The sequence below is a fragment of the Noviherbaspirillum album genome (genome assembly GCF_035916955.1).
GTDB classification, from domain to species: Bacteria; Pseudomonadota; Gammaproteobacteria; order Burkholderiales; family Burkholderiaceae_D; genus Noviherbaspirillum; species Noviherbaspirillum album.
This window is the reverse complement of record NZ_JAWIIV010000007.1, coordinates 85,420-102,686: the sequence shown is the minus strand read 5'-3', so window position 1 is coordinate 102,686 and position 17,267 is coordinate 85,420. Positions and strand designations below refer to the sequence as shown.

Sequence of the window (17,267 nt, the reverse complement as noted above, 5' to 3'; positions counted from 1 at the left end):
ATCGAAATACTCTTCCTGGCGAGAAAACCTTGGGCTGGGGCTTAATCGCCGTCATGACGACCGCTGAAACGCACGAACTGTGTCCAGTTCAACATCTCTAAGCCTTCAATACCTGTCCCTACGGAGATGTCATGAAATCCCTGTTTATCGGAGCCGCACTGGCCGTTGCGCTGGCCGGTTGCGCATCGGCTCCCAACAACGATGCGCCGCCGCAAGGCGCCAATAGCGTGTACAACGACCCAACTTATCCCGGCTCCGGAGTGCACATCGGCATCGGTGCCGGCAGCTGGGGCGGACGGCGCGGAGGTGGAGTCGGCATCGGTCTTGGCTTCTGAGGTGCCAATGAACATCCGATATCGATACCTGCCCCTGCTGCTTGCCGTCGCTCTCGGTGGCTGCATGATCTCGCGCGACGGCGCGCAACTGAGCCAGCCGCCGGCCGCAATCCAGGGCTCCAATGACGTGCAAGGCAATCCGCTCTCCGTGCCCGGCGCGGGCATGGGTGTGGGCGCCGGCAATCCGGCCGCGCCTGGTCCAAGCGGACTGGGCGGAGCGCCTGCCCGCTGAACAGTTTGTATTCCGCCTTGTCGCTGCCGTGAATGCTTTTTGACGGCGGCGGCTCTCCTTTCCTGATTCTCCGTTCCACACCCTCCATCCCGCAAAATATTGCCCGCCGCTCTTCAATTCGCGCGCGATTGGCCGTAAACAATACATTCATGCGTCCGCGAGCCGCGCTTGGTCAGGTATCGGCGCCGCCGGATGGCTATGGTGAATAATATATTTCTCAATAACAACTTTATGGTCGAAACGGGGTACTATTGCCGTTCAACGACTGCAAGACTTTGCGATTTCGATACGAATGACCACCACGCATGCGCCCCTTTTCACGATAGAACTCCTGGCAGATCGGCGCCGCAATCTTGCCGGCCTGATCGTGCATGCCGGCGCGGACGGCGGCGCGCAGCCGGAAAGATTGCCGGCGCACGAGGATTTGTCCGAAGTGGCAGCGAGGATTTCCTGTTTCTTCATTCCAGGCACGACGCTGCAGGATGACCTGCTCGCCGCCGGCCTTGCACCGCTCGATCAGGGCGCTGTCCACCATAGCGATCAGCTTGCTCCATTGACGCCCCATCCCCAGGCCCGCTACCTTTCAGGCAACTGGTATCTCGCGCCGCCGGCCAAACCCACAGGCGCACAGGCCGCGTCACGCGCGCTTGCGCTGCAACTGGTGCAGCTGGTGACGGCCGATGCCGATACCCATGAAATCGAAGCGGTGCTGCGGCGCGATCCCGCGCTCTCCTACCACCTGCTGCGCCTGGTGAATTCGCTCGGCATGGGCATGAGCCGGCAGATCACCAGCTTCGCGCAGGCGATTCTGATCCTCGGCCGCGCGCAGCTGCGCCGCTGGCTCAACCTGATGCTGTTTTCCTCGCGCTCGAACGACGAGCGGTCGGCGATGCTGCTGGCGCGCGTGGCAGTGCGCGCGCGCGCCATGGAATTGACCGCCAAGGCGGCCGGCATGGACAAGTCGGCGCAGGAGCTGGCATTCATGACCGGAATGTTTTCGCTGCTTGGCATCCTGTTCGGCATGCCGCTGGCCGAGGTGCTCAAGCCCTTGAAAGTGAGCGCCGAGCTGCTCAATGCGGTGCTGGAATACGAAGGCGACCTGGGACAGCTGCTGCGCCTGGTCGAATGCATCGAGCGCAAGGAAACGTCGACCGCCGCCGCCTTGCTTGCGCAGCTGCATGTGCCGGCCGACGAATACAACCGGCTGCTGATCGAGGCGCACCGCTGGATGCTCGACGTGATCCAGGAAAGCCGCGGAGGCGGCCATGCCTGACAGCGCGCTGGATCTCTGCATCGCACTGTGCCGCAATGCGCGCGACCTCGACGGCGCCGCGCAGCTGCAGGCATTGACCGAGCTGGAGGCACTGCTGCGCACCGAAAAGGACAGACTCCGCATGCCGGCGGCCCGGGCTGGGGAAACGCCGCCACCTGCTACTGCTCCGGTTCCTGTTCCCGGCGAGACCGCCGATGATGAACCCTGCATCGAGATGGACCTGGCCGGCTACGTCACGACATGGAACGCGGGCGCCGAACAATTGTTCGGGTACACCCGCGAGGAAGCGGTCGGCCAGCATGTGCTGTTCCTGTATGCTGACGACGACAATGAAATCGCCGAGCTGTTTCTGGAACATGGCACTTCGCTGATGGAAGTCAGGCGCCGCAAGAAGTCGGGCGAGATTTTCTGGGCCAGCCTGGCGCTGTCGATGCGCCATGATGACGCCGGCAATCCCGAGGGCATGGTAGCGAAGATGTCGGAAATCAAGGAGCGGCTGTCTCCGGAAGACAAGCTGCGCCTGCATGCCCGCATCATCGAGGATAGCGACCAGGGCATCCTGATCACCGATGCCATGGAGCGCATCGTATCGGTCAATACGGCATTCACCCGCATCACCGGCTATTCCGCCGCCGAAGCCATTGGCAAGACGCCGGACCTGCTGCGCTCGGGGCGGCACAATGCCGACTTCCGCGCCGAGGTGCGCGCCGCCATGCTCGGCTCCGGTCCATGGCAGGGCGAGATTTTCGGCAAGCGCAAGAACGGCGAGATATTTCCCCAGTCGGTATCGATCAGCGTGGTGCGCGACGAAGGCGGCAACATCACGCACGCCTTCTCCATCTTTTCCGACATCAGCATTTTCAAGGAGGCCGAAGCGCGCATCCAGCGCATGGCGAACTACGACAGCTTGACCGGGCTGCCGAACCGCACCCTGCTCAATCAGCTGGTCGCCCAGGCACTGACGGCCGCGCGCCGCAGCAACAGGCACGGCGCCCTGATGGTGATCGACCTCGACCGCTTCACTTCCGTCTATGACACGCTAGGCTACGAAGCCGGCGACGAATTGCTGCGCCAGATTTCGCGCCGTTTCCGCAGCGCGCTGCGCGACGAGGATGTGCTGGCCCGCATCGACGGCGGCAAGTTCGCGGTGGCGCTGCTCGACATCCAGAAACGCGAGCACGCCGGCATCGTCGCCAGGAAGCTGCGCGCGGCGCTGGACGCGCCGTTCGCCATCGATTCGCATGAAATCCGCGTCAATGCCCATATCGGCATTTCCGTGTTCCCGGAAGACGCCCTCGACAACGGCTCGCTGCTGCGCTTCGCCGATGCGGCAATGACCAAGGCACGCCAGACCGGCGACGCCTCCTACGTGTTCTACAGTTCGGAAATGAACGAGCGCGCGAAGGAGCATTTGCGCATCGAGACCGAACTGCGGCGCGCGCTGGGCAGCGGCCAGATGCTGCTCTACTACCAGCCGAAAGTCAGCCTGCGCAGCGGCCGCATCGTCGGCGCCGAAGCGCTGCTGCGATGGCGGCATCCCGAGCGCGGCATGGTGCCGCCGGGACTATTCATTCCTGTTGCCGAAGAAACCGGCCTCATCCTCGAGATCGGGGGCTGGGTGCTGGAGGAAGCCTGCCGCCAGATCAGCGAATGGAAACAACGGGGTTTCAATGCGCCGCCGATCGCGGTAAACCTGTCATCGCGCCAGTTCGACCGCGGGCTGCCGGAGCGGGTACAGGAAGTGCTGGAGCGCTACGATGTCACGCCGGACCGCATCAAGCTCGAGATCACCGAAACCCTGCTCGTGCGTGGACCGGAACAGGTCATTCCCATCATGAACGAACTGGCGGCGATGGGCCTGGCGCTGGCGCTCGATGACTTCGGCACCGGCTATTCCAGCCTTGCCTACCTGAAAAAATTCCCGATCAGCACGCTCAAGATCGACCGTTCCTTCGTTATCGGCCTGCCGCGCGAGGAAAACGATTGCGCCATCGCGCAAGCCATCGTCACCATGGGCCAGCAGCTGCGCCAGGAAATCGTCGCCGAAGGCGTGGAAACGCAGGAGCAGATGCGCTTCCTGCGCAATCTGGGCTGCGATCAGCTGCAGGGTTATCTGTTCAGCCCACCCATCTCGAACGAAGCTTTCGAGCAGATGGTACGCGACGGCAAGCGTCTGTCGCTCGCCTGAATTGCCTCAAGCCCCTGTATTTCCCGGCTTTTCCCCGGTGCAGCAGCGCACGCTTCGTTCCCTATGCACGGGCCGCGGGCACTTATCATTTCCTCCATAGTCAGAAAGGAATAACCGCAGGTTCCTGCCCCGAGCCTGCGCATTTCCCATACAGACATGCAGGAGAAAGACCATGGCAAATACTCTGGTGCGCGTCTTCGACCGCCTCGCCGATGCCGAACAGGCGCGGGAACAATTGCTTCGCAACGGCTTTCCGGATTCCAGCATCAACATGACTTCCACCTGGGACGAGGCCGGCCCGGTGCAGGGCAATTTCGTGGTCGACCGCAAGGAAGACACCAATCCGGACTCGCAAAGTTTCCTCGACCGGCTGCATGAAGGCGATAACGACGACGGCACCGACATCAGCCGCCGCCCGGACACCAGCGCGCCGCAGATGGCGGTACAGCGCGGCACCATCGTGATGACGGTCGCCGCCGAAAACGAGGAACTGCAATCGCGGGCCTCCAGCATTCTTGGAGACGCCGGCGCGACCGACGTCGATGAACTGGTTCGGCGGCGTCATCGGGAAAACTGACCCCGCCAGACAGGCTGATCCCTCAGTCCGCTATCGCCGGTCCGGTCCCGCCTTCGCGGCATGTCACCAGCCGGTGGTCTTGGACCATTGCACCAGCGGCCGGTCCATGCTTTCGAACACCTGGTATTCGGGATAGGGAGCGACTGTCATGCAGGCATGGTTGGGCAGGATGCGCAGCCTCGAGCCGACGGGGAAACGGTCGAAGTCGATCGTTCCCGCGCTGCACCTGACGAAGCCATGCTCCTGGTGCGCATCGGCGACATGCATGCCGTCAAGCAGCCTGCCTTCAAGATCGCAGACCAGGCCGTAACCCACATGCTGGCGGAATTCGCCGGCGCTCGTATCCTTTGACAAGGCCAGCGCGCCGGCATCGATGAGCAGGTGCCCCGCAGCGCGATGCTGGCCGATGACGGTCGCCACCACGCTGACCGCGATATCGTCGGGACTGCATACGCCAAGCGCCGCCTGCGCCAGGTCGAAGAAGACATACACGCCGGGCCGGATCTCGGTCACGCCGTCAAGCGCGATGCCGGTCAGCGCGGTGGGTGTCGAACCGATGCTCACCGTCGGGCAGGCATGGCCCGCTTCCCGCAGCCTCCCTGCGGCCAATACCGCCGCGTCGCGCTCAGCGACGGCGATGGCCTCGCGTGCCCCGGCATCGGCCGCATGGTAGGAATGGCCGGCATGGGTCAGCACCCCGTCCAGCACGAGACCCGGCACGCCGGCAATGCGGCGTGCGATATCGAGCAGCTCCACGCCCTCCGCAGCAACGCCCGCGCGATGGCCGCCGCAGTCGATTTCGATCAGCACCGGCACCCTGCCCTTGAATCCGCTTTCGCGCGCAGCCAGTTCATCGACCATGCCAGCCGAGTCGAGCACGATGCGGATGACGGCGCCTTGTTCGATGAAGCCTTCGATGACCGGCATCTTGCCCGGCGTGATACCCACGGCGTAGGTCATGTCGCGGATGCCGTGCTCGAAGAAATAGCGCAGCTCGGCCAGCGTCGATACCGTGATGCCGCCGAACTGCCCGCTGGTGGCGAGTGCCGCCACCTCGGCCGACTTGGCGGTTTTCAGGTGCGGACGCAGTTTCACGCCGGCGCCGGCTGCGCGGGCGGCCATGCGGCGGCAGTTTGCGATCAGTTTCTGCCTGTCGAGGATGACCGACGGCGTCGGCACGGTGGAAACGGAAAATGCTTCTTGCTTCATGACTGTCCCGGCTTGTACATGACTGCATGTTGGAATGATGAAAGCCGTTTCATCGCTGACTGCATCGGCCCGGCTCGGCGGAGCATGTAACGGCATCAAAAAGCACGGCGATCGTCGTGCCGCTTCGCGTCGATGCTACCATGCATGGCCGGCACCTGCGCCGGCCGTCGGCCATTCCCCAACTTGCATGAATATCAAGAACGCCCTTTCGAATCGCAGCATCGGCGCCTACCTGGCGCTGGTGTTTTCGATAATGACCATTGTGCTGACCGTCATCCTGGTCCAGGTGATCGGCATCGCGGCCACCCGGCAGCTCAAGAACAACATCGGCAACGGCCTGGCCGAACTGGCACTGCAGACCTCCGACAAGCTGGACCGGGGCATGCACGAGCGCTACCGGGAAGTCAGGCTGATGTCCATGCGCAAGGATCTCACCTCGAGGGAGGTGAGCGTCGACGACAAGCGCCGCGTCCTCGACGAGCGCCAGCAGACTTACGGATTCTATGCGTGGATAGGCCTGACCGATCCGGAGGGCAAAGTGCTCGCCTCGACGCAGAAGATGCTCGAGGGCGCCAACGTGGCGCAGCGCCCCTGGTTCAGGAATGCGCTGGCGGGCAATCATCTCGGCGACGTCCACGAAGCGGTGCTGCTGGCCAAGCTGCTGCCCAACCCCACCAGCGAGCCGAAGCGCTTCGTCGACGTGGCATTCCCCTACCGCGACAGTCAGGGCACGCTGCTCGGCGTGCTCGGCGTCCACCTGTCGTGGCAATGGGCGCGCGATGTCGAACGTTCCATCATCGATCCGATCGCCGTGCGGCGGCGTGTCGAGTCCATGATCCTCGACCGCGCCGGCACGGTCCTGCTCGGGCCGCCGGGCATGCAGGGGAAGACGCTGGACATCAAGCGCTACCAGCTTGCCGACGGCAGGCCGAATGCCTTCCATATCGAAGCGTCGGACGACGGCCGCCAATACCTTGTCGGCCACAGCGCCAGCAGGGGTTACGCGGACTATCCCGGCCTGGGCTGGACCGTCGTGGTACGACAGGACGCCGAGGAAGCCTACGCCCCGGCGAAGCGCCTGCAGCAGCAGGTCCTCTGGAGCGGCATCGGCCTGGCAGTGCTGTTTTCGGTGCTCGGATGGCTGGTGGCGCGCCGCATCGCGCAGCCGCTGGGGGAACTCGCGGCTTCCGCCCAGCAGGTGCAGACGCGGCAAGCCGACGGCATCGCGCGCATCGACACCGATTATCTGGAAGTGCGCCGCCTGTCGGGCTCACTCAATGCGCTGGTGGCCGATCTGCTGCAGAAGGAATCGGCGCTGCGCGACCTGAACCAGACGCTGGAGCGGCGCGTCGAGCAGCGTACGCAGGAACTGGCGCAGGCGCTTGCCGACGTGCGCAATAGCGAGAAGCGCATCAAGACCATCATCGAAACGGCGCAGGACGCCTTCATCGGTGTCGACCTGCATGGCAAGGTGACCGACTGGAACAGCCGCGCGGAGCAAATGTTCGGCTGGAACGCGGACGAAGCGATCGGCCGCAGCCTGCAGGAACTCATCATTCCCCAGCGCTTTCACGACCGTTACGCAGCAGCGCTCGCCGATTTCCACCGCACCGGCGCCCTGGATTATCTGAACCAGCGTCTCGAACGCATCGTGGTCAATCGCGCCGGCCATGAATTTCCGGTGGAAGCCACCATCGGGCTCGCGGGGACGGCGGATACCTATTTCTTCAGCGCCTTCCTGCATGACATTTCCGAGCGCAAGAAGGTCGAGCGCATGAAGAGCGAATTCGTGTCCACCGTCTCGCATGAGCTGCGCACGCCGCTCACCTCCATACGCGCATCGCTGTCGATGCTGGTGGACGACATGGATGGCATGGGAGCGGACCTGCCGCCGGATGTCAGGGGATTGCTCAATATCTCATACCAGAGCTGCGAAAGGCTGGTGCGGCTTGTCAACGATGTGCTCGACGTGCAGCAGATCGAATCGGGCAACATGGCATATCAGATGCGGGACCAGCCATTGCTGCCCCTGATTCGGGAATCGATGGACGCCATGGATTCCTACGCGCGGCAGTACCGGGTCAGGCTCGACCTGCAGACCGACGGCAGCGAACCGCAACTGCCGTTCGACCACGACCGCATGATCCAGGTGCTGCACAACCTGCTGTCGAATGCGATCAAGTTCTCGCCTCCTGAATCGACGGTCACGCTGAGCATGGAACGGCGCGACCGCCATGTAAGGATATCGGTGAGCGACCATGGCAGCGGCATTCCGCAGCAGTTCCGTGATCGCATCTTTCAGAAATTTGCGCAGGCCGATGCCACGGACTCACGCCGCAAGGGCGGCACCGGTCTCGGCCTGAGCATCTGCAAGAGCATCGTCGAGGAGCACGGCGGCGAGATCTCCTTTGAAAGCGAGCCCGGCGAAGGCACGGCGTTTCACGTGGACCTGCCGCTGAAGATGTGAAAGCATGCATACCGCGTTCTCATGCGGATTCATGCGGATTCATTTCAATTCATGCAGCGCCATTCCGCCGAAGCCCGGCCATGCGGAAAAACCTGCTTCCAGCGCGGGCAATAAAGACAGCATGCGCGCCGGATTGCCGTGAAAGCTCGTAGCGGAGCCGTCGAGCAGCCGTTCCGATGCGAAGCGGAAAGCTTGCGCGCCGGGCGGCGCATCGTGCATACGCTTCAGCAGAACCAGCACCGGCATCTTGTCCAGCCTGACAACCCAGAGTTCGCCGCCGGCAGCCTTCACATAGCGCCGCTGCCATTCGGCATCCACTGGACCGGCCTCCAGGGCGATGCGCACGCGCTTGCCGTGCATTGCCGCCCAGTCCAGGAATGGCGCGCCGAAGCGCAGGATCTGCCCAGGATCGGTGCGGTAATCCATCACGGTCAGCCCGTAGGCATGCTTCGCCAGCGACTTCAGCAGGTCAGCCTTGTCCGACCACCAGAACGGCACCACGAATTCCAGCGGCAAGCCCGCAGCCGCCCGGTGTAGCGCCTCGACCAGCGCGGCATATTGCCTGTCCAGCGCCGGCGCGGACAATTCGTAGCCGGCCACCAGGTAATGCTCGATATCGAACTGCAGGCCGCGCAGGCGCGCTTGCGGTGCGACCGAACGGTTGTAGGCTGCATAGGCGCGCACGCGCTGCACGGTGGCGGCATGCTCGCGTGGAAGCACCATGTACGGGTCGCCATCGACGCTCCACACGTCGATGCCGCGCCGCGTTGCCTCGCCGATGAAGGCGGCCAGCTGCGCGGCCTCGGCCACCCTGAATTCCCCCTTGTCTTCCGTTAGCGGCACCGCAACGAACATCGTGCGAATGCCATGGCGCTCGGCATGCGCGAACGCCTGCGCGGGTTCGCGCCAGTCGTCGGCGCGCCAGATCCAGGTCGCCCTGCCCGGCACCTGGGCGCCAGGCAATGCCCGCGGCAGCAGGCGCATGTCGTCGATCGCCAGCTCCGACGCTTCCAGCGGGCAGGCGATCGAAAAGCTTTTCCAGCGCATGCGGTCGAAGCCGGCGCGCGGCAACTCCAGCCGCTGTCCGCGCGCCGCGGCGGCCGCATCGAGGTAGCCAAGCCGCACGGCGCTTCCGCTGGCCGCGCCTGCGGCATCCTGCACCTGCACTTCATGGCGTCCGTTGCCGGACGCGGTCAACCGCAGGTCGGCAGATGCCTGCGTCATGATCCATGGCGCGCTCAGGATGACTCCGGCCGGACGGCGGCCAGGCGCGCATTGCATGCGCAGCTTTCCGTCCGACAGCTGGACGCGGACCCGTTCCTCGACGCCGAAGCCGCGCGCCGACAGCCCGGCCAGCAGGTTTTCATCAAGGGGAATGGGAGTGATCGCATCCTGGCGCGGCGGCGCGGCGGCAGTGCCTGACACGCTGCCGATCGAAAAATCGCCATCCTTTTTCGGACCATGCAGCAGGAGCGCGTCGCCGAGCGCGGCAGCTGCGGTAGGGGAAATCGGATGGAGCGCCGCGACCTCGTCCGGCGAGACCGGCAATGCGACGCCGCGGCAGCCGGGCGGCGTCGCATTGCTCACCGCGAGCCGCAGGCGGCTGCCGTCGGCCTGGGTGACGACTCTGGATAGTGCGCCTTGTTCCTTACCCGGTTCCGGCTGCGCCGCGGGGCAGGAGTACAAGATGGCCGAACCGGCGGCGTGGGATGAAGCCATGATGAGCAATGCGCCTGCAATGACCGACAAAATCCGGAAAACCAGAGCGAGCGGCACTGCCGCATGCCGCCCTACTTCCTCTGCCAGCTTCCCTTGCGCGTCATCACGCCCCAGCTTGCCTCGCTCTGTGTCGCCCAGCGCCATAGTCCCACCAGGCGCCAGTAGCTGTTGAGCTGGCGGTAACCGAAGTTTTCGATGATCACGATCAGGCCAAGCCATGCGAGGTGTCGTCCTTTCGGATAAATTTGAAACGACATTTCTTCCAGCAGCAACCCGGACGCCGACAGCATGATGCCCAGGCCGATGGCGACGAACAGGAAGATCCCTGCAGCGCCCCATGAAATCCAGTCGAACGCGAATGCGACCGCCATGAACGCATAGCCGCCGAGTTCGATCAGCGGTCCCAGCCATTCGAACATCACCATGAATGGAAACGCCAGCCAGCCGGGCACGCCGCCGTTGCGGCTGAACATCAGCCCCCAGTTGGATGAAAGGCTTTCCGACAGGCCGCGCTGCCAGCGTATGCGCTGGTTGCGCAGCGTCTGCCGGTCTTCCGGCGCTTCGGTCCAGCATACCGGCTCGGGCACGAATTCGATCCGGTACGGCTGCCGCCGCTCGCGCAGCACCCGGTGCATGCGCACCACCAGTTCCATGTCCTCGCCAATGGTCTTGGGGCGGTAGCCGCCGGCCAGGATCACGGCTTCCTTGCGGAACACGCCGAAGGCGCCGGAAATGATCAGCATGCCGTTGATCGCCGACCAACCCAGCCTGCCGAACAGGAATGCCCGCAGATACTCGACCACCTGGAACAGCGCCCAGATATTGCGCGGCAGGCCGACGCTGGTCAGGAAGCCGCCGCGCACATCGCAGCCGTTGGCGACCCGTACCGTGCCGCCGGTTGCCACCACGGTCGGGTCGTGCAGGAAAGGCTTGACCACCTTCTGCAGGCTGTCGCGCTGCAGGATGGAATCGGCATCGACGCCGCAGAACAGCGGATAGCGCGACGCATTGATGCCGGCATTGAGCGAATCGGCCTTGCCGCCGTTCATCTTGTCGATCACGCGCAAGTTTGGATAGCGTGTCGAGCGGAAGATTCCGTTGATCGGCTTGGTTTCGATCTGCACCCGGTAGGCTTCGGGAAAAGGCAGCAGGCCGAATTCATCCTTCAGGACCTGCAGCGTATTATCCTTGGAGCCATCGTTGATGACGATGATTTCCAGCTCGGAATACTGTAGTTGCAGCATGGAACGGACCGAGGCGGCGATGGTGGCTTCCTCGTTGTAGGCCGGCACCAGCAGGCTGATCGGCGGCTCCAGTCCGGAATAGGCTTGCGGCAGGTCGTCCAGTATCTTTTCCTCGCTGCGGCGGCGCAGGGAAAAGATAGCCAGCAGGTTGAGCACCAGGTAGCCGCCGTTGAGCAGGATGAAATAGCAGATGACGAACCAGGTGAAGAATTCGATGATGAGTGCCGCAATGCTCATGCCATTTCCCTTTCCGCCATGACCTGGGTCAGCATGTCGGCCGCATAGCGGTCGGTCGCTTCGGCACGCAGGCGATCGAGGCCGTCGCGGCCGAGGAAAGGCAGCTCCGCGAGCGCCTGCGCGGCGCGATAGCGCACCCACCACTCGGCATCGTTGAGCAGCTGCACCAGCAGCGCCACATCCTCGCGGCCGCCGATGCGGCCCAGGGCCTTGGCCACCTGCACACGAACGCGCCAGTCGGGATGGGCGGCGTGCATGCGCACTTCCCCGCCCACGGCGGGATTGGAGACGATGCGCAGGGCGGCAGCAAGTACCGGGACGGCTTCATGCCGCAGCAGGCCTGCCTGCATGGCCGGCGGCAGATTCGCGCGCAGGGCCTCGGCGAGCTGCAGCGCGCGCGGCAGGCGGTCATCCGGAAGTGCGGGAATGATGCGCTCAAGCGCGTCGGCGCAGTCTTCGCGCGCTTCCTGCAGAATGTTGACCACCTGGGACAGCGCCCAGTCGCCGCGCTGGATAAAGGAAGGCATCATGGTGTCGGCGGCGGCCTTGGGGTTGATTTGCACCAGCGCCCAGAACGCGTGCAGCGAGGCCGTGCTATCGGTGGAGGCAGCCTGCCGCTCGAGGGCGTCCCAGGCGTTGCTGTCCCGCATGTGGCCCAGCACGATAATCGCCAGCAACTTGGCGGCACGGCGCCGGCCGACCAGCAGGTCGCGCGCCAGGGCATCGCATTGCAGCCGAAGCGCGACTTCATTGAGCGCCGCGCTTGCCGATCCGCGCAGCGACTGGTGCAGGTGCACCCAGAATTTGAGGAACACCAGGCGCTCGCCCCGGCGCAGGCGCGGCAGCGTGTCGGGGATTTCGCCGATGACGGCGGCATTGAGGATGGGCCGCCACTTGGCCAGCGCGGCCTGCTCGCGGCGCTGCCTGCGGCGCAGCGCCATGCGAAGGTTCACGATCTCGCCCGCCAGCAGCAGCGTCACGACCAGCGCGCCGAAGCCGGTCCAGAATGCGGCTGCCAGCAGCGGATCAGAAAGTGTGCTGGACACCGATGCTGATTCCGTTGCGGACGTAGAATTCGCCCTGCCGTGACGAGCCGACACCATAGTTGATCGCCCAGTCGCGGCTGAGCCAGTGGCGGCCCACCAGCGTCGCCGAACGCAGGCTGGTGAGCGCCACCCTGCCGCCGATGCTGGCGGCCTCCTTGCCTCCGGCGACAATGATGCCGACCGAGTTGCGGTCGCCGTAATAATAGCTGCCGCGCAGCTCGCCGCTGTGCGCGGTGGTGTGGAAGGCGCGCGCCGGACGCCAGCCGACCGACCAGCTGAAACTGGAAAAATAATGCTCCAGCATCAGGAGCGACTGGTTGACCCGGACATCGTCGTAGCGTGTGGTCTTTGCGCCCGCATGGATCAGCCAGGCCGGCGCGAATTCATATTGCAGCGTCGTGCCGAAGGCATTGCGCGCCAGTACCCGGTGGCTCGGACTTGCATTGGCCTCGATGCCTGCGGTCAGCTGGCGGGACAGCGGCGCCACGTAGGCGGCCGAAATCTGGCTGTCGCTCAGGTTGAAGCGCTCGGTCCGGGTGACGGCAATATCGACCAGCCTGCGCGGTGCGATTTCATGGCTCATCCGGATCGCGCTTTCCTCCCAGTTCGGCGAGCCGTTATTGAGATGCTCATGGCCGACGAACAGGCCCACGGTGCTGGCGGCGTAGGCAGCGTTGGCGCCCAGCGCGGCGGCGGACAGCATGCATGCCGCCGTGTATCTTGCAGGTTTGTTCATGCCTTGGCCTTCAGGAAGCGGCGAATGCGGGCCAGCAGTTCATTCGGCTGGAAGGGCTTGACGACGTAGTCGTTGGCGCCGGCGTCGAGCGCCCGCACGATGTCCTGCTCCATGGTCTTTGCGGTCAGCATGACGATGGGCACCGTGTCCCAGCCATCCCTGGCGCGTATGATTTTCACCAGTTCGAAGCCGTCGATATACGGCAGCATGACATCCAGCAGGATCATGCGGGGCACTTCGGCGGCGGCTTCGATGCCGTCGCGCGCGGCGAGGCCCTCATTGAACAGGCTCACGCGGTAACCCTGGCGTTCCAGCAGAAATTTGAGTACCTGGCCGATGTGCTCGTCATCTTCGACGACCAGAATGGAATTGGAATCTGTAATCATAGAGCTGAGACGGGATGAACGACCGCTATCTTAACCAATATGGCCATGCCGCGTGGTACGGGCCATCTCTTCCGCCGCAGGCATGTGGACTTAAACCGACAGGCATGGCGCAATCGTCATTTTCACTGCCGTTTCAGTTGCCAATCCGCTCGTATCGCCGGCTTGGCTAGCCGGTTCCTCGCCTACGGCTTCGGTTCCTTTCATTTCCCTCACTTCTTTTCTTCCTCGGCTTCTTCCTTTTCCTCATCGAGCGCCAGGTCGAATCCCGATGCTTCGCCGGGCTGGCCGCGACTGCCGCGCAGCTTGATCTGCAGCCGCAACTCATTGGCGGAGTCGGCGTTGCGGATTGCCTCGTCATAGCCGATGTGGCCGGCATTGTAGAGATCGAACAAGGCCTGGTCGAAAGTGCGCATGCCGAGTTCGCGCGACTTGGACATGGTTTCCTTGATGCCCTGGAACTGGCCTTTCAGGATCTGTTCGGCGATAGTGGGCGTGTTGAGCAGGATCTCGATGGCGGCCCGCCGGCCCTTGCCGTCCTCGGTGCGCACCAGGCGCTGCGAGATGATGGCGCGCAGGTTGGACGACAGGTCGCCCAGCAGCTGGTTGCGCCGCTCTTCCGGGAAGAAGTTGATGATGCGGTCGATGGTCTGGTTCGCATTGTTCGCATGCAGCGTGCCGAGGCAGAGATGGCCGGTCTCGGCGAAGGCGATCGCATGCTCCATGGTCTCGGTATCGCGGATCTCGCCGATCAGGATCACGTCCGGCGCCTGGCGCAGCGTGTTCTTCAGCGCGTGGTGCCAGGACAGCGTGTCGACGCCGACTTCGCGATGCGTGATGAGGCAGGACTTGTTCTTGTGAACATACTCGACCGGGTCCTCGACGGTAATGATATGGCCCGACGAGCTCGCATTGCGATGATCGATCATCGCCGCCAGCGTGGTCGACTTGCCCGAGCCGGTGCCGCCCACCACCAGCACCAGGCCGCGCTTGGTCATGATCACGTCCTTGAGCACTTCGGGCAGCTGCAGCTTCTCGAAGTTGGGGATCTCGGCCGCGATGGTGCGGATCACCATGCCGACCTGCTGCTGCTGAACGAAGACATTGACGCGGAAGCGGCAGACGTTCGGCAGCGAGATGGCGAAATTGCATTCGAACTCGGTCTCGAACTCCTGTTTCTGCTTGTCGTTCATCAGCGACAGCGCCAGCTTGCGGGTGATCTCGCCGGTCAGCTTCTGCTGGCTCAGCGGTTTCATCGCCCCTTGGTGCTTCATGCTCGGCGGGAAGTCGGAGGAGATGAACAAGTCCGATCCGCCCTGCTGGTGCATGACCTTGAGCAGCTGATGCATGTAGCCGCGCGCTTCCTCGTTTCCGAAGTTCGACATGGAAAGCTTCCTTTGCTGATTCGATTCCGATCCGGGCCGGTGCAGAGACACGGATACGCTGGAATTATGTTTCCTTAAGGCAATTGCAGCAAGGGATTTGTCTTTGCTGTTTATTCTGGGGAAGCTTTGCGTACCACAAGCTTGCAATAATTACATTCATTTGTACAAATTCGAACAGGCTGCTCTTTCCGTATGGCATGGATCATGTATGCTTTTCCACACAAATTCTTTTGCTTTCATGCACTTGGAGGCATCAGCTTTATCGGCGGCATGATGGCACAGCGTTTGCTGAAAGACCTTGCATTGATTACCGATTCAACCGGCACTTCGGCAAGGAGCATTTCATGGACAGCAATTCGACATCCGGCAACGGCGGCAGCAACGGCAACGGCCTTGCCGCAAGTACGTCCCAGGACCAGGCGGACGACAGCGTCCGCCATGTCACCGGCATCGGCGGCTCCCGAAGCGGCATCGTGAGCTCGGTCAACCTGAAAGGAAACTGGAGCGGCTCGCAGCCTTCGGCTGCTACCCTGCGTACCGAACTCTCCAGCCTGAAAAGTGATCTCGATGCGCTGGTCAATCGTTCGGCCAGCCTGTCGGACGAGGAACTGGTGCAAGCGCACGCGCAGCTGATGACCAAGTTCAGCACCATGCGTTACGCGGCCCGGGGTATCGCCACGGAAGCCGGCCGGCAGATCAATCGCGGCGTGGAGACCACGACCACCTATGTAAAGGACAAGCCGGTGCAGTCGATGGCGGTGGCGGTCGGCGCCGGCCTTCTGCTCAGCCTGCTGTTCAAGCGCCGCTGATTGTCTTGCCTCAAGGCTTAAGGTTGGAAATTTGACCGTGAACAATTAATAGAACGCATGCCTGCCTGAACATCTCTCACTCATGCAGGCACATGAAGCCACATGAAGGCATGCAAGCGATTGCAGGACCACAGTACCAACCCGTACGAATGTCATGTCCCATTGATGGTAAAGATTCAGCCTTGATGGAACAGGATATTGTCAGTCGGTGTTGCAAGGATGAATGCTTTTGTTACGGATGGGCATGATCGTTGCAACGTTTTGAAAACCTGTTTTACCCGTTAACCTGAAAGGAAATAAATCATGAAAAAAATCATCTCCGTGCTGAGCGTCTTGATCGTTACCGTTGGTTTGACAGCTTGCAATACCATGTCCGGCTTTGGACGCGATGTTGAAAGGGGCGGCGAAAAAATCCAGGGTTCTGCCGAGCGCAACAAGTAATCCGCTCTTCCTGAGTAACACCTCAGGCAATGCAAAAGGCAGGCGTGGCCACTTTGGCCAAGCCTGCCTTTTGCGCTTGGAACGCGTATTTCATCGCCCCGCCCTTATCACCCTTATCGCCCTGGTATCTCGCCCTCAACGCATCCCGCTGCCCGTGCTGCCTCCGGCTCCGCCTCCTGACGCGCGGCCGGACGGATTTTCCGCGACCTGCTGCGGCCATGTCAGCACCGCGGTGGCGAGATGCTGCCCGGTCTTGCGCCCGGCGTTCACTTTCACACTGCGCCGGATCACGTGACCGCCGGCATCGGCGCGAATGCGGTAATTGCCCGCGCGCGGCAAGTCCACCAGCAGCAGCGGCGAATCGCAGCGCGTACGCAGCAGCATCTTGCCCTTGCCATCGGCGATATCGACATTGACATCGGCAAGGTACGCGCCATTGCGCGCGGCAAATGTCAGCATCAGGTCATAGGAGGAAGCCTCCGACTTCATGTAGGCGGCCTCTTCGTCGCCGATGCCTCCGCACAGGTAGGTAATGTCATTACGCATCACGGGCCTGAGCCGTTCGGCCGGCGATGAGGGCACCTGTTCGGCTTCGATATCCAGTCCGGCTTCGGAGCGCATCGTATTGACCCCGCCGGAAGACAGCTCGGTGCTGGGCGGCGGCAAGGCCGGCGCAGTAAGGCGGGAAGGAGGGCCATTCGCCGCTTCGGTTGCGGGCAGGGACGCCTGAGCCGCAGCGGCGAGCGGAAAACTTGCAGTCAGCACGGCATGGCATACGGTCAAACGCAGGAGGTGGTTCATGGCAAAGTCTCCATAAGGAAGCGGTGCGGCGCAACCTCCCTGCCATGCAGAATTCATGCCTTTTTCGCCTGATGCGTGCGGACGCGCCCGGCATCCCGGCGAAGCGAAACTTTTGAAGGGCCGATGCGTCACTTCAGCATGACGGCTGCTCCGAACGGCCCGTCAACAACTGCTCGAACAGCTGC

16 protein-coding genes are annotated in these 17,267 nt (G+C 63.0%); 8 read left to right on the top strand and 8 right to left on the bottom strand.

What is annotated here, in order from left to right; genetic code table 11:
• Window positions 1-131 precede the first annotated feature (131 nt).
• The 5 genes from RY831_RS10560 (at window position 132) to RY831_RS10540 (ending at window position 4,605) form a co-directional block, all read left to right on the top strand.
• The gene (locus RY831_RS10560) at window positions 132-335 is read left to right on the top strand and encodes a hypothetical protein (RefSeq protein ID WP_326506302.1); all 204 of its coding nucleotides are present in this window, start codon (window positions 132-134) and stop codon (window positions 333-335) included.
• A gap of 7 nt (window positions 336-342) precedes the next feature.
• Complete coding sequence (locus tag RY831_RS10555; protein ID WP_326506301.1) at window positions 343-567, top strand: hypothetical protein; 225 nt, start codon at window positions 343-345, stop codon at window positions 565-567.
• A 292-nt stretch (window positions 568-859) separates the two neighbouring features.
• Window positions 860-1,840, top strand: a complete 981-nt coding sequence (locus tag RY831_RS10550) for an EAL and HDOD domain-containing protein (RefSeq protein ID WP_326506300.1) — start codon at window positions 860-862, stop codon at window positions 1,838-1,840.
• Window positions 1,833-4,028, top strand: coding sequence for a sensor domain-containing protein (locus RY831_RS10545; RefSeq protein ID WP_326506299.1), 2,196 nt, complete (start codon window positions 1,833-1,835; stop codon window positions 4,026-4,028). The genes RY831_RS10550 and RY831_RS10545 overlap by 8 nt, the downstream gene beginning before the upstream one ends.
• 172 nt (window positions 4,029-4,200) lie before the next feature.
• Complete coding sequence (locus RY831_RS10540) at window positions 4,201-4,605, top strand: hypothetical protein (protein ID WP_326506298.1); 405 nt, start codon at window positions 4,201-4,203, stop codon at window positions 4,603-4,605.
• Window positions 4,606-4,668: 63 nt separating this feature from the next.
• On the opposite strand, the gene RY831_RS10535 is transcribed toward RY831_RS10540, so the two are convergent.
• Window positions 4,669-5,814, bottom strand: a complete 1,146-nt coding sequence (locus RY831_RS10535; RefSeq protein WP_326506297.1) for an alanine racemase — start codon at window positions 5,812-5,814, stop codon at window positions 4,669-4,671.
• A gap of 187 nt (window positions 5,815-6,001) precedes the next feature.
• Here RY831_RS10535 and RY831_RS10530 point away from each other — a divergent pair, with 187 nt between their 5' ends.
• Complete coding sequence (locus RY831_RS10530) at window positions 6,002-8,281, top strand: sensor histidine kinase (protein ID WP_326506296.1); 2,280 nt, start codon at window positions 6,002-6,004, stop codon at window positions 8,279-8,281.
• Window positions 8,282-8,320: 39 nt separating this feature from the next.
• Here the strand turns inward: RY831_RS10530 and RY831_RS10525 are convergent, their stop codons facing one another.
• The 6 genes from RY831_RS10525 to RY831_RS10500 all read right to left on the bottom strand — a co-directional run bounded on the left by RY831_RS10525 (window position 8,321) and on the right by RY831_RS10500 (window position 15,031).
• Window positions 8,321-10,144, bottom strand: coding sequence for a hypothetical protein (locus tag RY831_RS10525; RefSeq protein ID WP_326506295.1), 1,824 nt, complete (start codon window positions 10,142-10,144; stop codon window positions 8,321-8,323).
• Window positions 10,072-11,481: a glycosyltransferase family 2 protein gene (locus RY831_RS10520; RefSeq protein WP_326506294.1), complete on the bottom strand. Its 1,410-nt coding sequence runs from the start codon at window positions 11,479-11,481 to the stop codon at window positions 10,072-10,074. The genes RY831_RS10525 and RY831_RS10520 overlap by 73 nt, the downstream gene beginning before the upstream one ends.
• Window positions 11,478-12,527, bottom strand: a complete 1,050-nt coding sequence (locus tag RY831_RS10515; protein ID WP_326506293.1) for a HEAT repeat domain-containing protein — start codon at window positions 12,525-12,527, stop codon at window positions 11,478-11,480. The genes RY831_RS10520 and RY831_RS10515 overlap by 4 nt, the downstream gene beginning before the upstream one ends.
• On the bottom strand, window positions 12,508-13,263 hold the full coding sequence (locus RY831_RS10510; RefSeq protein ID WP_326506292.1) for a YaiO family outer membrane beta-barrel protein: 756 nt from the start codon (window positions 13,261-13,263) through the stop codon (window positions 12,508-12,510). Before RY831_RS10510 ends, RY831_RS10515 begins: the two co-directional genes overlap by 20 nt.
• Entirely contained in the window at window positions 13,260-13,649 is a 390-nt protein-coding gene (locus RY831_RS10505) for a response regulator transcription factor (protein WP_326506291.1), read from the bottom strand. Before RY831_RS10505 ends, RY831_RS10510 begins: the two co-directional genes overlap by 4 nt.
• Window positions 13,650-13,858: 209 nt before the next feature.
• A complete protein-coding gene (locus RY831_RS10500) occupies window positions 13,859-15,031 on the bottom strand; it encodes a PilT/PilU family type 4a pilus ATPase (RefSeq protein WP_326506290.1) in 1,173 nt (390 codons plus the stop codon).
• A 344-nt stretch (window positions 15,032-15,375) separates the two neighbouring features.
• On the opposite strand from RY831_RS10500, the gene RY831_RS10495 reads away from it, so the two are divergent.
• Both RY831_RS10495 and RY831_RS10490 read left to right on the top strand, forming a co-directional pair.
• Window positions 15,376-15,840, top strand: coding sequence for an ElaB/YgaM/YqjD family protein (locus RY831_RS10495; RefSeq protein ID WP_326506289.1), 465 nt, complete (start codon window positions 15,376-15,378; stop codon window positions 15,838-15,840).
• Window positions 15,841-16,143: 303 nt separating this feature from the next.
• A complete protein-coding gene (locus RY831_RS10490) occupies window positions 16,144-16,281 on the top strand; it encodes an entericidin A/B family lipoprotein (RefSeq protein WP_194720992.1) in 138 nt (45 codons plus the stop codon).
• Window positions 16,282-16,416: 135 nt separating this feature from the next.
• On the opposite strand, the gene RY831_RS10485 is transcribed toward RY831_RS10490, so the two are convergent.
• Window positions 16,417-17,082: a hypothetical protein gene (locus RY831_RS10485; protein WP_326506288.1), complete on the bottom strand. Its 666-nt coding sequence runs from the start codon at window positions 17,080-17,082 to the stop codon at window positions 16,417-16,419.
• Between the last annotated feature and the right edge of the window lie 185 nt (window positions 17,083-17,267).

Excerpts from the sequence above, each read along its gene's own strand:
- RY831_RS10510 (WP_326506292.1), bottom strand. The coding sequence starts at position 13,263 with ATGAACAAACCTGCAAGATACACGGCGGCATGCATGCTGTCCGCCGCC.
- RY831_RS10530 (WP_326506296.1), top strand. The coding sequence starts at position 6,002 with ATGAATATCAAGAACGCCCTTTCGAATCGCAGCATCGGCGCCTACCTG.
- RY831_RS10545 (WP_326506299.1), top strand. The coding sequence starts at position 1,833 with ATGCCTGACAGCGCGCTGGATCTCTGCATCGCACTGTGCCGCAATGCG.
- RY831_RS10485 (WP_326506288.1), bottom strand. The coding sequence starts at position 17,082 with ATGAACCACCTCCTGCGTTTGACCGTATGCCATGCCGTGCTGACTGCA.
- RY831_RS10490 (WP_194720992.1), top strand. The coding sequence starts at position 16,144 with ATGAAAAAAATCATCTCCGTGCTGAGCGTCTTGATCGTTACCGTTGGT.
- RY831_RS10535 (WP_326506297.1), bottom strand. The coding sequence starts at position 5,814 with ATGAAGCAAGAAGCATTTTCCGTTTCCACCGTGCCGACGCCGTCGGTC.
- RY831_RS10505 (WP_326506291.1), bottom strand. The coding sequence starts at position 13,649 with ATGATTACAGATTCCAATTCCATTCTGGTCGTCGAAGATGACGAGCAC.
- RY831_RS10560 (WP_326506302.1), top strand. The coding sequence starts at position 132 with ATGAAATCCCTGTTTATCGGAGCCGCACTGGCCGTTGCGCTGGCCGGT.
- RY831_RS10495 (WP_326506289.1), top strand. The coding sequence starts at position 15,376 with ATGGACAGCAATTCGACATCCGGCAACGGCGGCAGCAACGGCAACGGC.
- RY831_RS10555 (WP_326506301.1), top strand. The coding sequence starts at position 343 with ATGAACATCCGATATCGATACCTGCCCCTGCTGCTTGCCGTCGCTCTC.
- RY831_RS10525 (WP_326506295.1), bottom strand. The coding sequence starts at position 10,144 with ATGGCGCTGGGCGACACAGAGCGAGGCAAGCTGGGGCGTGATGACGCG.
- RY831_RS10500 (WP_326506290.1), bottom strand. The coding sequence starts at position 15,031 with ATGTCGAACTTCGGAAACGAGGAAGCGCGCGGCTACATGCATCAGCTG.
- RY831_RS10540 (WP_326506298.1), top strand. The coding sequence starts at position 4,201 with ATGGCAAATACTCTGGTGCGCGTCTTCGACCGCCTCGCCGATGCCGAA.
- RY831_RS10550 (WP_326506300.1), top strand. The coding sequence starts at position 860 with ATGACCACCACGCATGCGCCCCTTTTCACGATAGAACTCCTGGCAGAT.
- RY831_RS10520 (WP_326506294.1), bottom strand. The coding sequence starts at position 11,481 with ATGAGCATTGCGGCACTCATCATCGAATTCTTCACCTGGTTCGTCATC.